A 14,134-nucleotide genomic window follows, 5' to 3' on the forward strand; every position below is an offset into this window, starting at 1 on the left:
TTTGACGACTACGGTATTAAATAAGCATGATAAAATGAAGACCTTTGAGGAACTGGAATCGTCCGTAAGAAGCTATAGCCGGGGCTGGCCAGTGGTATTTGAAAAAGCGAAGGGCTATACCATTTGGGATACCGACGGGAATGCGTATATTGATTTCTTTGCTGGTGCCGGTGCCTTGAACTATGGGCATAATAACGACACCATGCAGGAAAAAATGATTGATTACATCCGGCGTGATGGTATTATCCATAGCCTTGATATGGGAACAACGACTCGGGAGGCGTTTCTGAAACGTTTCCGGGATGTGATACTTACACCGCGCAATCTGGATTATAAAGTCATGTTCCCCGGGCCGACCGGAACGAATACGGTGGAAAGCGCATTGAAGATTGCCCGGAAAGTGACCGGGCGTGATACCGTCATTAGCTTCACCAATGCATTCCATGGTATGACCATTGGCTCCCTTTCAGTAACGGGAAATTCCTTCAAACGTCATGGGGCAGGGGTCCCGCTTAATCATTCAGTCTCTATGCCCTTCGATGATTACGTGGAGGACCAGAATACCATCGCCTTTTTGGAACGTTTTTTAGAAGATAGCGGCAGTGGTGTAGCACTACCGGCAGCTATTATTCTCGAAACCGTCCAGGGAGAAGGCGGCATTAATGCAGCCAGCATGGATTGGCTTAAAAAGGTAGCTGACCTATGCAAACGCTGGGACATTTTACTGATTGTGGATGATGTTCAGGCAGGCTGCGGCAGGACCGGCACATTCTTCAGTTTCGAACCGGCCGGCATTGAACCGGATATCGTCTGCCTTTCCAAATCGATTGGCGGCGTTGGTTTGCCAATGGCTATTACGTTGATTAAACCGGAATACGATCAATGGGACCCTGGTGAACATAATGGAACCTTCCGCGGAAATAATCTTGCTTTTCTTGCAGCTGAAGAGGCATTGACCTACTGGGAAACGGATGAATTCAGTCAAGCCATCCAGGAAAAAGGAAGGCTTCTCGGTGATACCATCAAAGGCCTGATTGATAAATATCCCGCTCTTGACGCGCAAGCTCGCGGCAGAGGCTTGATGCAAGGAATTGCAATCGGCAAACCTGAATTGGCCGATGCCATTTGTGCGGAGGCTTTCCAGCGAGGGTTAATAGTAGAAACATCCGGACCAGAAGATGAGGTTGTCAAATTTCTCCCGCCGCTGAATATAGATAAACAAGGGCTTGAAAAAGGGCTCGCTATTTTGGAAGACAGTATTAAGGCTGTTCTTGCCCAGTAAATGAAGAGGTTGTTCAAAAAGTCCGGTAAAAATGGCACATCGAAATTCTTCGTTGGCTCGAAACTACGCCGCCTCGAATTTCTCGGTCCTTTTTATCCTTTTTGAACACGCAATAAAAGAAAGAGGTGCTGAAATGATTGTAAAATCGCTGGAAGATCTAGTGGGAACAGAAGATGAAACGTCTGATGAAAACTGGAGTAGCCGCAGATTTATTTTGAAAAAAGATAATGTCGGCTTCAGTATGAATGACACGATTATAAAAGCAGGAACAGATAATTATTTCTGGTATAAAAACCATATTGAAGCGGTTTATTGCATTGAAGGTGAAGGTACGATTGAAAAACTGGAAACCGGTGATGTGTATGACATTAAACCTGGTACCATGTATCTACTGGATGAACATGACAGACACCGCTTAAAGGCTAAAACGCAAATGCGTATGGTGTGTGTCTTCAATCCGCCGCTTGTCGGAACAGAAACACATAATGAAGAAGGCTATTACCCACTGTTGACAGAATAACAGACGGCCAATCCACCCGAATGATGATCATCATTGTTCGGGTTTTTTGTGCATAAAGATAGAAGGGGTTCTTAAAATAGTTTATGATTAAGAGTTATAGGTCAACACCAAAATCTATGGTTGAAATGAACTGGTAAATATAGTGTCGAAACTAGCCAGCCTAGTGTTTTTCTGAAGTGGTTGCAAAATAACATCCGTACGTAGATAGTGAAAGCTCTATATAAGCTAGATTTACTATAGTTCGGGAGTGATAGCTGTGAATATAGACCATTTAAAAGTTTTTCATGTATTAGCAAAAAATAACAGCTTTTCTAATACGTCAAAAGTTTTACATATATCCCAGTCAAGCGTAAGTAAGCAAATCCGCCAACTGGAAGAAGAACTATATACCAAACTTTTTGACAGGACAACAAAAAAAGTTCAGTTGACTTCTGAGGGTGAAATTCTATTAGAATCGGCCGAAAGAATATTTAAAGAAATAAATCGTGTGAAAAATAAGTTAGCATCACTTTCGGAAACGGTCCATGGAGACTTAGTTATCGGTGCTAGCTTAACCCTAGGAGAGCACATCCTGCCTTACGTGTTAGGGGAATATCAGAAGCAATATCCGAATGTTCATTTAGATATGAAGGTAGATAACTCTGAACATATTATTGAAAGACTTAAAAGTAAGCAAATTGATCTTGCGTTTATTCAATCGTCTTCTTATTATCCGGAATTTGCCCAACAGCTTTTTTTAGAAGATGAGCTCGTGATTATTGCCCCCCAGAAATTTATCTATCCAGAATTTGATTCCGTTAATGAATATATTACGCCCGACATGCTTTTAACCCTGCCAATAATTATCAGGGAGCAAGGTTCAGGTACAAGACAAGTGATTGAAGAACAATTACAGAATAATCAGTTTGACCCTAAGCAACTAAATGTCCTGCTGGAACTGGAAAATACAGAATCTATTAAAGCTGCCGTTGAATCAGGTTTAGGCATCTCTATTATTTCAAAAGCTTCTGTTCAAAAGGAACTCCGTTTGAACACCCTCCGAAGACTAACTGTTCAAGGACTGCACTTAAAAAGAAACTTTTATTCTATTTATGATGAACAAAATATATCACTACCGGGCAGTTCTTTCCTTTCATTTATTCATAACTATTATAACTAAATAAGACATTTATCGACAAACCCCCTTCATACGGGGGTTTTTTTATGTTATAGCAATTATCAATTATTCTAAATCGTAATAAATAATATCAATAATCAGAATATGACTAATTATCAAAATACATTGACGAATCACTCCTCCGGTGCTTAAATGAAATTATCGAAACCAACTTTTGCAAAAACGAGATTTATTTTTTGAAAAGCAAATCCTTTTTAGGGAGGTACAACGAATGTAAGGCGTAACAAAAGCTGGAAACGAACCGAGTAAACGGGGACATAACGCCTAGTATGATTAGGGGAGGATGAACATGCAAATGAATAAAAGTGTGCAGACGAATGAGGAAGTTGCTGCTACCATTTCAATCATGGTGGAAAAGGCGCGAGTGGCTATGGATCAAATATATGATTATAGCCAAGAACAAGTAGATGAACTGGTTCAGGCTGTGGCTTGGGCAATTTATAAACCCGGCAATACAGAGAAATTAGCGCAAATTGCTGTGCAAGACACCGGCTTGGGTCGTTACGATGATAAGGTTACGAAGAAAAGGCGTAAAACGATGGGTACGCTTTATGATTTAAAGGATGAAAAATCGGTCGGAATCATTAATAAGGATGAGGCCACGGGAATTACCGAAATTGCGAAACCTGTTGGTGTTGTTGGAGCTGTCGTACCTTCAACGAACCCAGGGGCTACTCCTGCAAATATTGCTATGATGGCTTTGAAAGGTCGTAACGCCATTATTATTGCACCTTCTCCCAAGGGGCTAACGACGAGTAAATTACTTTTATCGTATATTCATGAAGAATTGACGAAATTAGGTGCACCACTAGACCTCGTTCAAGTATTACCAGAGCCTGTCAATAAGGCGAAAACAATAGAATTGATGAAACAAGTGGACTTTCTGACCGTTACAGGTTCCAGAAACAATGTCAGATTAGGGCAGACAAGTGGCACCCCCAATATTTGTGTCAGTGAAGGAAATGTCGTCTCGATTGTTGATGCAACTGCTGACATCCAAAGTGCAGCCCACAAAATCTTTTTAAGTAAGACATTCGATAACGCTACAAGCTGCTCCAACGATAACTCGGTTGTTATTGAAGCGCCGGTTTATGATGAAATGATCCGCGCCCTGCAAAAAGAAGGCGGTTATCTCTGCAACCAAGTGGAAAAGGATAATCTGCAAGCTGCGATTTGGACGGCGGACGGAAAGCGGAATCCGGAGACCGTTGCCAAGGATCCGGCCGTGATTGCTCAAGCTGCTGGCCTGAAAAATAAGAAGGCAGAAGAGGCAACGTTTTTCATGGTGGAGGAAACGGGAGTTGGGGAAGATTATCCGTTCTCAGGTGAAAAATTGGCCGTCGTTTTAACGGTTTACAAAGCAAAAGATTTCACGGATGCAATCGATATTTCCAAAAATATTTTAAACTATCATGGTCGTGGTCATTCGTGCGGACTTCATACGTCAGATGAATCGCATATTGAAAGAATTGGGTTGGAAATGGATGTCAGCCGGTTATTAATCAATCAGGTGCAAGTATCCGGGAACGGTGGAAGTTTTGATAACGGCCTGAACTTTACGCTTTCCATGGGCGGTGGAACATGGGCAGGAAATAACACCTGTGACAATTTATCATATAAACATTTTCTCAATGTGACAAAGGTTTCAGAAGTTATTCCGGAAGTAGTGCCGACGGAGGAAGAACTGTGGGGAACGTACTGGGAAAAATATGGGCGTGCATAAGGAGATGAAACCATGAAGTTATTTGAATATCAGGCAAAGGCGTTATTTGAAAGCGCTAACATACCTGTCCCAAATCGGGTTACGATAGAGAACGACTCGGAAGTGGATGATGCGATACGTCAAGTTGGCCTGCCATGTGTCATTAAGGCGCAAGTATTGCATGGTGGTAGAGGAAAAGCGGGACTCATTCAGATTGCTGGTGAAAAAGAGGAAGTGAAGGAAAAGGTAAATGAAGTGAAAGCACGATCCAATCATATGCCTTATTTGCTAGTGGAAGAAGCGGTTAATATCGCGAAGGAATTCTATGTATCTATGACGGCGGAACCTGTAACTGGAGATGTCATGATAATGGGAAGTGCTGAGGGCGGCATTGACATTGAGGAAGTTGCCAGAACCATGCCGGAAAAAATAATAAAGACGACTGTAAATGTAAATGAAGGGTTATTACCATATCAGGCGCGCGAGTTTTTGTATGATTTGGGAATAGAAAATCGAATGATTGGTCAAGGTACCAAGCTGCTTCTGAATTTATACGATGTTTATTGGAAACATGATGCTGAATTAGTGGAAATAAATCCATTGATGGTGACAGAAGAAGGAAATTTTGTTGCCGGTGATGGAAAAGTGACGATTGATGATAATGCACTTTACAGGCATCCACAGTTTTCTTTAACAAGAGAGCATTTTGAGGATGATGTGCAGTATGCTGCGGCTATTGAGGGGATACCTTATCTGCAATTCTCCGGTGATATCGGTTTAATGTGTGCCGGGGCTGGTTTGACAAATGCCGTCTATGATCTGGTAAACGATTATGGTGGAAGCGTTGCCAGTTATTTAGAATTTGGCGGCCCCAACTATCACAAGGCGGTCAAATCAATGGAACTTATTATGCAAAACGAGATCAAGGTGTTGCTTGTTGTAACGTTTGGCACGATAGCACGAGCAGATGTCATGGCGCAGGGATTGGTTGATGCGATTAAAGAACACCAACCGGAATTCCCTATTGTCACAGCGATACGAGGAACAGGTGAAGAAGCAGCCCGAGACATTTTACAAGACTTTGGGCTGGAGCCGCTATCAGATACGGAAGAAGCAGTAAAGCAAGCAATCAAGCTAGCAGGAGGTATCCCTATACAATGAGTATTATTTTAGATGAACAGACGCGCGTGTTAGTGCAAGGGATTACAGGCAAGGAAGGAAGCTTTTGGACCAAGCATATGATGGACTACGGTACGAATGTTGTTGCCGGTGTGACACCCGGGAAAGAGGGGCAGATGGTAGAAGGTGTTCCGGTCTTTCATACAGTCAAACGAGCGACTGCCAAGGTGGAAGTAGATGCGTCCTTGCTTTTCGTTCCGCCGAAGCTTGCTAAGGATGCAGTATTGGAGGCGTTGGATGCAGGAATAAAAACGATTGTTGTTTTATGTGATGGTATTCCTCTGCATGATACATTGCAAATGAGAAATGCTGCCAAAACAAAAGGGGCCATGGTCATTGGTGGGAATACCTCAGGCATTATATCGATGGGGAAGGCAATGATGGGATTTTTCCCTCATTGGTTGGATCGCGTTTACAAACCGGGAAAGATCGGGATTATGACGAGAAGTGGTTCATTGACCAATGAGGTAACTGCAGAATTAGTAAAGGCAGGTTTTGGTGCTTCCTCCCTAATTGGAATTGGTGGCGATTCTGTACCATTAACACGATTTGCTGAAGTGCTGCCATTATTTGAAAATGATCCAGATACCGAGGCCGTAGTGATCATCGGTGAGCTCGGCGGAACAATGGAGGAGGAAGTAGCAGAAGCAATGGAAAATGGCGTTCTTACCAAGCCCCTCGTGTCCTTTCTTGGAGGAAGAACGGCTCCAAAGGGTAAAAAGATGGGGCATGCCGGTGCTATTATAACCGCTGGAAAAGGGACCGTAGAAGATAAAATTTCTGCGCTTCATGGGGCTGGGGCATATGTAGCCAAAAAGCCTCGTATGGTAGGTGAATTGTTAAACGACATTTTTATAAAACAGGACATTTAGCCTAAAGGAGCGTTAAGGCTCCTTTAGGCAAGAACAATGATAAATAATCCGAAAAATGTAAGCGCTTTAAATGACTTGGGAAATGAAAACTACCTAACCCGGGAGGCATTGGATGGGACGAAAAAAAGTAAGACGGAGAAAAGTAAGTATCAGTAATAAAATTCTGTTACTGTTATGCGGATTATATTTTATCGCATATGTGGATCGTGTTAATATCGCTACGGCTGCACCATTTATTGAAGACGACCTCAATCTTTCCTCATCACAAATGGGTTTCATCTTATCTGCATTTGCGTACCCCTATTGTTTTTTGCAAATTGCCGGCGGATGGGCCGGTGATAAACTTGGACCGCGTAAAATGTTGTCAGTTATAGGAATTGTTGTCGCTGGAACAACGGCAATTACCGGTGCTATTTCAGGAATGTGGACTGCTATGCTTGCACGTATAGGACTCGGTGTTGGGGAAGGGGCTGCCTTTCCAACCGCAACCAAAGCAATGACAAAGTGGCTGCCCAGGGAAAAATGGGGATTCGGGCAGGGTGCTACCCATGCATCTTCTCGACTGGGTAATGCCATTACTCCGCCACTGATTGCTGCAATTATTGTTTCGCTAGGCTGGCGTTCCTCTTTTTTCATTATGGCCCTTATTAGTGCGCTTTGGGTAATTGTGTGGCTTTGGTATTTTCGTGATAATCCAAAGAACCATCCTAAAATAACAAATGAAGAATTAGCAGCATTACCACCTCAGGCTGACACGAAGGAACAAAAAGAGAAAAAAGTTATCCCATGGAAACAATTAAGTAAACGGATTTTACCCATTACGTTGATTGACTTTTGTTATGGATGGGCGTTGTGGGTGTACTTAACGTGGTTGCCGTCATTTTTATATACCGCGTATCAAATAGATATTCAAAAATCAGCCATATTTACAGCTGGAATCCTGTTTGCAGGTGTTGTAGGAGATGCATTGGGCGGCGGTTTATCTGACAAAATTTACAAGAAAACCAGTAATCTTAAATTTGCCCGAAAATCAATTTTAATCACGGGATTGGCGGGCTCGTTTATCTTTCTATTACCCGCTTTATTTATCCACAATTTAATGCTAATCGCCATTTCACTTAGTCTTGCCTTCTTTTTCCTCGAATTGTGTAATGCTAACTTATGGGCTATTCCAATGGACATCGCACCCAATCATTCCGGTACAGCAAGCGGAATGATGAATACCGGATTTGGCATTGCAGGAATGGTTTCACCCCTATTATTCGGGTTTATGATAGATGTAACAGGCAATTGGCAAGTACCTTTTAGTGCTTCAATCTTTCTTTTGTTTGTTGGTATTGTCGTGACACTGTTAATCGATCCTTCGAAAAAAGTAGACCTAGCTGACTCTGATGAAGAGAATATTAAATCGACAACGTCTATATGAATGGTCGTTTGGAATACCGTTTTGGTTTCGAGACGGGCTCTCAAGACCGATTCGCCCGTTTACGAGTGCTGTTTTGGTCTCGAGACGGGCTCTCGAGACCGATTCGCCCGTTTACGAGTGCTGTTTTGGTCTCGAGACGGGCTCTCAAGACCGATTCGCCCGTTTTAGAGCACCGTTTTGGTTTCGAGACGGGCTCTCGAGACCCTTTCGGCCGATTTCGAGTGCTGTTTTAGTTTCGAGACGGGCTCTCAAGACCGATTCGGCCGATTTCGAGTGCTGTTTTGGTCTCGAGACGGGCTCTCGAGACCAATTCGGCCGATTTCGAGTGCTGTTTTGGTTTCGAGACGAGCGCTCGGTCCCAATTCGCCCGGTTTCAGTCACCGTTTTCGAGGTGTTTTTTGTTTCTGAATAAGATAAGGTAATTAAAAAAGCTGGACATATTTGCTTGTTGCAAGCGAATATGTCAGGATGAAACGAGACGCAAAATTCTTGGGGGGATGAAGCAATGAAAAGCGTTATTGTCAACGATTCGGGTGCTCGGAAACAGCTGGAGGTGGGTGAACGACCCAAGCCGGAAGCAGGGGGAGAAAATTTGCTGATTAACGTGCATATGGCTGCCGTCAATCGGACAGATCATTATAAAAGATGAAAATACGGGCTATTCATCTAATCCGGTTCCGGGGGTGGAAGTTGCCGGCACAGTAGTTGAAGCTGATAGTGCCCATTCTTTTGCTGTCGGGGACCGCGTCATGGGGCTTGTAAACGGAGGCGGTTATGCGGAGTACGCCGTTATGCCTGCTAGCCGTGCGATGAAAATCCCGGAAGCTCTGTCATTTACAGAGGGCGCGGCCATCCCTGAAGTTTTCCTGACAGCCTACCAGACACTATTTTGGATCGGTAAGCTGCAGCAAAAGGAAACCGTCCTGATTCATGCGGGCGCAAGCGGTGTAGGAACTGCTGCCATCCAGCTTGCTAAACAGCTGTCCAATGCAAAGGTTATTGCCACTGCGGGAACAGAAAGGAAACTGAAATTTTGTTCGGAGCTCGGGGCTGACGTAACCATTAATTATAAAGAACAGCCGTTTGACCAAGCCGTTTCGGATGCAACTGACCATCAAGGTGTCGATCTGATCCTTGATTTCGTCGGTGCGTCTTACTGGGACAAAAATCTGGCAAGCATCAAAACGGATGGCCGTTGGGTGCTTATCGGCATCATGGGCGGAAGCGAGTTGGAAAACGTCGATTTAATGGCCCTTATGACCAAACGCATCCAACTGACCGGAACATTGCTCACACCAAGAAGTGATGCGTATAAGACTGAACTGAGCAAGGAATTTGCTGCGCGTGTCCTGCCTTATATTGAACAAGGGACGATACGACCGGTGATTGACAGCACATTTCCGATTGAAAACGTGCTCGATGCCCACCAACATATGGAAGCAAATCGGAATATCGGAAAGATTATTCTGAGTATGGAATCAGAGGCTAATAAATAGGAAGAAAAAAATCGTGCCGTCCTAAAAGGAGGAGGCACGATTTTTTTAACCTGTTTAATGGAGGAGCAAACTTTTTACGGACGTTTTTCGGCGTGAAATATTACTTGATAAATCTAAATGTTAAAGGGAAGTTATAAGCTTTGCCCATGATTGTTTTTATCACACCGATGACCATAACCAAAACCCAAATGGCACTTGATAAAATGAACAATAACACCAACACAATGAATGCTAATCCACCATAAATGACTAAAACATCTGGAAGAATAGAAAGCCAGAAATCTCTAGGTATTTTAGATACGATGAATAGGAGTAAGACTGTGGATATAATGTACAACTGAAAAGTAATGAGAAAATTTATTATCCCTCTTAAGTGTTGGTCAACAAAAGTTGTATGTTCCCGAAAAATAATCCTATAGACTTGTATTGCGACAATATTTAATAATGGGATGGGAAAGAAAAACGCCAAAACATATCCGCCTAATACAATGATTTTTTCATCTTTTGAAACCAATAAAACCCCCCTCAAATTCATTGGACCAAGTAAAACAAATGTTCATAAAATATGTAACTATTTTAACAAACATATAAGTGCCTTTTCATCCTTCCTGTGTAAATCTGTAGCAAATCTCCAGTATACATAGTCGCATACAAATTATATCCAACACACGGTTACAACCATTCCCACGGTGTTAAAAAGGTAAAATATCAGAATTCGTTGAAAATTGTTCACAGGTGTGATGCATATCATATGGTATAATTTAAATAACAAAGAGGGCCACTTTATAACCGACTTACTGGCAACTTGCCAAATCGGGTCTGTTTTATGAAAAACTAGTATCATTAAACGAACTATTCCGTACCTAGGCATAAAGGTCTAAAAATTTTGCAAACCTATGTGAAAATGTTCACAAATAAACTGGACTGTCAGGTTAGGTAGAAATAAATTTTAATATTTACTAGTGGCCTCTTTAAATGAAAGAAAGGAGGACGGGTTGACGCTGAGATGAAAGAAATAAAAGTTCATAGAAAATAAATGGGCTTCTTGGAGGAACAAATCAAGCTGCGCATTAATCAGGAATGGGAGGGATAATCAACCAATACAAATACCATGTTAAGGAACTTGGCAAAGCGTTTATGCCTGTATAAAGAAAAATTAGCGGAGCAATTTCAATAAAAAGGGTGAGTTCTAATGGCGAACATCGGCGTACCTAGTTTAATACTAATTCTGGTCCTTGCATTAATTATTTTTGGCCCTAGCAAGCTACCGGAAATCGGGCAAGCCTTTGGAAAAACATTACGGGAATTTAAAGATTCAGCAAAAGATGTTCTCGATGATGAAGATAATGAGAAGAAGAAAAAATAAAACTCGGGTGCTTATTCAGGAGTACTATAGGAGGGGAGCTTCATGGCTGAACATATGACAGAGAAACAAGATGGTGTACTGGATAAGGATATTTCCGTATTTCAATTCAGACAAAGTATGTATGAACTTTTGCATCTGCTATTCGCACAGCCACTATTGAAAAAAGATTATCTTGAAATTCAACAGCAGGGAAATTTAGAACCAATAAGATCCTTTGGTGAAGGGGGAGAATTGCTTTATAAATTTTTCACAAATAATAATGTAAATAATTTGAAAGACGAGCAGCAAGAATTTTACCGGCTTTTTGTTGGCCCGGGCACCTTGTTAGCCCCTCCTTGGGAATCGGTTTATCGAGGAACGGATAAAATTTTACATGATTATCCTTCGCTAGAAATGTCACAACTATATGATAGGTTTGGTCTTGAACTTATAAAAGAAAATATTGAAGCGGAAGACCACTTGGCACTTGAGCTTGAATTTATCATTTATTTAATTGAAAAAGGTTTGACAGATAATAAATTCATTTCTTTGTTTACAGAAGGACAACGGTTATTAGTATTACATCATTTTTCCAAATGGATTCCCGATTTTTCAAGGGATGTTGTAAAACATACAGAATCAGACCTTTATAAAGGATCTGCTCTTTTATTAGATGAATTTATTAGGTTTGATTCACAGTATTTACAAGAACTAGATTAGTTAAGGAGGTAAAACTTATGAGTATATTTGAAAAAATTAAAGAAAGTTCTGTATCAAGGCGTACTTTTTTAAAATGGTCAGGTGTTTCAGCTACTCCAATTGTATTTGGAGGTGTGGCTACCAAAAAGTATCTTAAGCCAAAAGCGGTAGCTGCTACACAAAAAGACGATGAAGAAACAATTATTCCTACATGTGGAACGACGAATTGTGGTGGGCGTTGTTTAATCAAAACCCATGTTAAAGACGGAAAAATTGTGCGAATTACGACTGATGATGCTGAAGAAGACTCACTTATTTGTCCGCAAATTCGTGCCTGTTTACGTGGCCGTAGCTACCGGAAATTTGTTTATAATCCAAATCGCTTAAAATACCCCATGAAACGTGTTGGTAAACGTGGTGAAGGAAAATTTGAACGAATTAGCTGGGATGAAGCAATTGATACTATTTATAAAGAAACCAAACGCATTACAGACAAATATGGTCCAGCTTCTCGATATAGCACCTATGCCTCTGGTAATTGGGGTGGGATTGCAAGCGGGCGTACCATGTTTAAAAAACTGATGGCATTAACAGGCGGTTACCTTGGTTATCACAACACCTATAGTAGTGCTCAAACATCAAATGCTACGCCATATACCTATGGAACTGGAGCCACAGGTAGTAGTCTTGATTCATTAGTCAACTCAAAGTTAATCATTTTATGGGGGCATAATCCTGCTGAGACTATTTTTGGCACTTCGAATTTTTATTTAAAAAGAGCAAAAGAAGCTGGCGCAAAAATTTATGTTGTCGATCCACGTTATACTAATTCAGGTATTGGTTTGGCGGATGAATGGTTTCCAATCCGGCCAACGACAGACAATGCACTTATGGATGCGATGACATATGTGATTTTAACTGAAAAACTTCACGATAAGGATTTCTTGGATAAATACTGTATTGGTCATGATGAAGACCATATGCCGGAAAATATTCCTGAGGGAGAATCGTTAGAAAGTTATATTTTAGGTAAAAAGGATGGGATTGAGAAAACGCCTGAATGGGCTGAAAAAATATGTGGTCTGCCGGCAAATAAAATCCGTCAACTTGCTCGTGATTATGCCATGGCCAAGCCTGCTGCGCTCTTACAAGGCTATGGACCCCAGCGCCATATGAATGGAGAACAGATAGTTCGTGGTGCGACAGTATTAGCGTCATTAACTGGAAATGTAGGAAAAAATGGGGGATGGGCCTCTGGGCAAGGAGGTTTTAGTCGTACATCCGTTGCTTCGGTTCCACAAGTAGAGAACCCTTTAGGAATTACAATCCCGTGTTTTTTATGGACTGATGCTGTTACTCATGGAACGGAAATGTCCGCAGATGATGGCGTTCGTGGGTTAAAAGATGGTGAAACCTTACCATCAAATATTAAATTAATTTTTAATTTAGCAGGTAATGCATTGCTTAACCAACATGGTGATATTAATGAAACGGCAAAGATTTTAGAAGATGAAAGTCTGGTTGAGTTCATTGTCGTAAGTGATGTTTTCATGACTCCATCCGCAAAATTTGCTGATATTTTACTTCCTTCAAATACTTTTTTTGAACGACACGACATTGGCTTGCCATGGGGTTATGGTGATTATGCAATTCTTTCACAAAAAGTGTCTGAAAACCTATATGAGTCCAAGTCTGATTATGAATGGCTTACTTTGTTGGCAGAAAAAATGGGCGTGAAAGACAAATTTACGGAAGGGAAGACAGAAAAAGATTGGGCACGCTGGGTGGTTGAAGAGACCAAAAAACAGGATCCGAGCTTTTCGACTTGGGAACAAATGCAGAAGAACGGGATTCATAAATGGAAATTTGATAAACCGACGATAGGTTTTGAAAAGCAAATAAGTGATCCAGAAAATAATCCATTCCCGACTCCATCCGGAAAAATAGAAATCTTTTCAAAGGATTTGTGGGACATGGATAATCATGAAGAAATTCCTGCTATACCAAAACATATTGCCGTTGGGGAGGGCCCGGAAAGCGAGTTGACGAAGAAGTATCCACTTCAAATGATTGGTTGGCATTATAAACGGCGCTGTCACTCTATTCATGACAATAATCCATGGATGGAAGAGGCAGGAAAACAAGAGATGTGGGTCAACGAAATGGATGCACAGAAGCGAAACTTAAAAGATGGTGATATTGCTAAAGTATTTAATGATAGAGGCGTGGTACAAATCCCGGTTAAAATAACTAATAAAATTGTTCCAGGCGTTGTGGCTATTCCTCAAGGTGCATGGTATACACCTAACAAAGATGGTATTGATACAAGAGGTTCGATTAATGTATTAACAACACTAAAACCATCACCTTTAGCCAAAGGTAATCCGCAACATACAAATCTTGTAGAAGTAGAAAAAATCTAATAAAGGGGGAGAT

Annotated in this window: 13 protein-coding genes; 12 read left to right on the forward strand and 1 reads right to left on the reverse strand. The window is 41.5% G+C overall.

Going from position 1 to position 14,134, the window contains the following annotated elements:
• The first annotated feature begins 1 nt into the window (after position 1).
• From ectB to FFL34_RS14600, 9 genes are all read left to right on the forward strand, one after another.
• On the forward strand, positions 2-1,282 hold the full coding sequence (gene ectB, locus FFL34_RS14565) for a diaminobutyrate--2-oxoglutarate transaminase (protein ID WP_411712679.1): 1,281 nt from the start codon (positions 2-4) through the stop codon (positions 1,280-1,282).
• 133 nt (positions 1,283-1,415) lie between these two features.
• The gene (locus tag FFL34_RS14570) at positions 1,416-1,802 is read left to right on the forward strand and encodes an ectoine synthase (RefSeq protein WP_138604065.1); all 387 of its coding nucleotides are present in this window, start codon (positions 1,416-1,418) and stop codon (positions 1,800-1,802) included.
• A gap of 256 nt (positions 1,803-2,058) precedes the next feature.
• Entirely contained in the window at positions 2,059-2,961 is a 903-nt protein-coding gene (locus tag FFL34_RS14575; protein ID WP_138604066.1) for a selenium metabolism-associated LysR family transcriptional regulator, read from the forward strand.
• A 307-nt stretch (positions 2,962-3,268) separates the two neighbouring features.
• Positions 3,269-4,702, forward strand: a complete 1,434-nt coding sequence (gene sauS, locus FFL34_RS14580) for an acylating sulfoacetaldehyde dehydrogenase (protein WP_138604067.1) — start codon at positions 3,269-3,271, stop codon at positions 4,700-4,702.
• Positions 4,703-4,714: 12 nt separating this feature from the next.
• On the forward strand, positions 4,715-5,842 hold the full coding sequence (locus FFL34_RS14585; protein WP_138604068.1) for an ATP-grasp domain-containing protein: 1,128 nt from the start codon (positions 4,715-4,717) through the stop codon (positions 5,840-5,842).
• On the forward strand, positions 5,839-6,732 hold the full coding sequence (gene sucD, locus FFL34_RS14590) for a succinate--CoA ligase subunit alpha (protein WP_138604069.1): 894 nt from the start codon (positions 5,839-5,841) through the stop codon (positions 6,730-6,732). The genes FFL34_RS14585 and sucD overlap by 4 nt, the downstream gene beginning before the upstream one ends.
• A 112-nt stretch (positions 6,733-6,844) precedes the next feature.
• Positions 6,845-8,158, forward strand: coding sequence for an MFS transporter (locus FFL34_RS14595; protein ID WP_138604070.1), 1,314 nt, complete (start codon positions 6,845-6,847; stop codon positions 8,156-8,158).
• A gap of 505 nt (positions 8,159-8,663) precedes the next feature.
• Positions 8,664-8,807, forward strand: a complete 144-nt coding sequence (locus tag FFL34_RS18955) for a hypothetical protein (RefSeq protein ID WP_318279687.1) — start codon at positions 8,664-8,666, stop codon at positions 8,805-8,807.
• Between the two features lie 34 nt (positions 8,808-8,841).
• Positions 8,842-9,654, forward strand: coding sequence for an NAD(P)H-quinone oxidoreductase (locus FFL34_RS14600; RefSeq protein ID WP_318279688.1), 813 nt, complete (start codon positions 8,842-8,844; stop codon positions 9,652-9,654).
• Positions 9,655-9,754: 100 nt separating this feature from the next.
• Here FFL34_RS14600 and FFL34_RS14605 read toward each other — a convergent pair whose 3' ends face one another.
• Entirely contained in the window at positions 9,755-10,168 is a 414-nt protein-coding gene (locus FFL34_RS14605; RefSeq protein ID WP_171046392.1) for a DUF4870 domain-containing protein, read from the reverse strand.
• A gap of 678 nt (positions 10,169-10,846) precedes the next feature.
• Between FFL34_RS14605 and tatA the strand changes: the two genes are divergently transcribed.
• The 3 genes from tatA to FFL34_RS14620 are packed head-to-tail and all read left to right on the forward strand — an operon-like array spanning position 10,847 to position 14,121.
• Positions 10,847-11,020 (forward strand): twin-arginine translocase TatA/TatE family subunit, encoded by a 174-nt coding sequence (gene tatA, locus FFL34_RS14610; RefSeq protein ID WP_138604072.1) that lies wholly within the window; start codon positions 10,847-10,849, stop codon positions 11,018-11,020.
• 42 nt (positions 11,021-11,062) lie between these two features.
• Entirely contained in the window at positions 11,063-11,719 is a 657-nt protein-coding gene (locus FFL34_RS14615; RefSeq protein WP_138604073.1) for a TorD/DmsD family molecular chaperone, read from the forward strand.
• A 17-nt stretch (positions 11,720-11,736) separates the two neighbouring features.
• Complete coding sequence (locus tag FFL34_RS14620) at positions 11,737-14,121, forward strand: DMSO/selenate family reductase complex A subunit (protein WP_138604074.1); 2,385 nt, start codon at positions 11,737-11,739, stop codon at positions 14,119-14,121.
• Positions 14,122-14,134: the final 13 nt, after the last annotated feature.

The sequence above is a fragment of the Lentibacillus cibarius genome (assembly GCF_005887555.1).
Classification (GTDB): Bacteria; Bacillota; Bacilli; order Bacillales; family Amphibacillaceae; genus Lentibacillus; species Lentibacillus cibarius.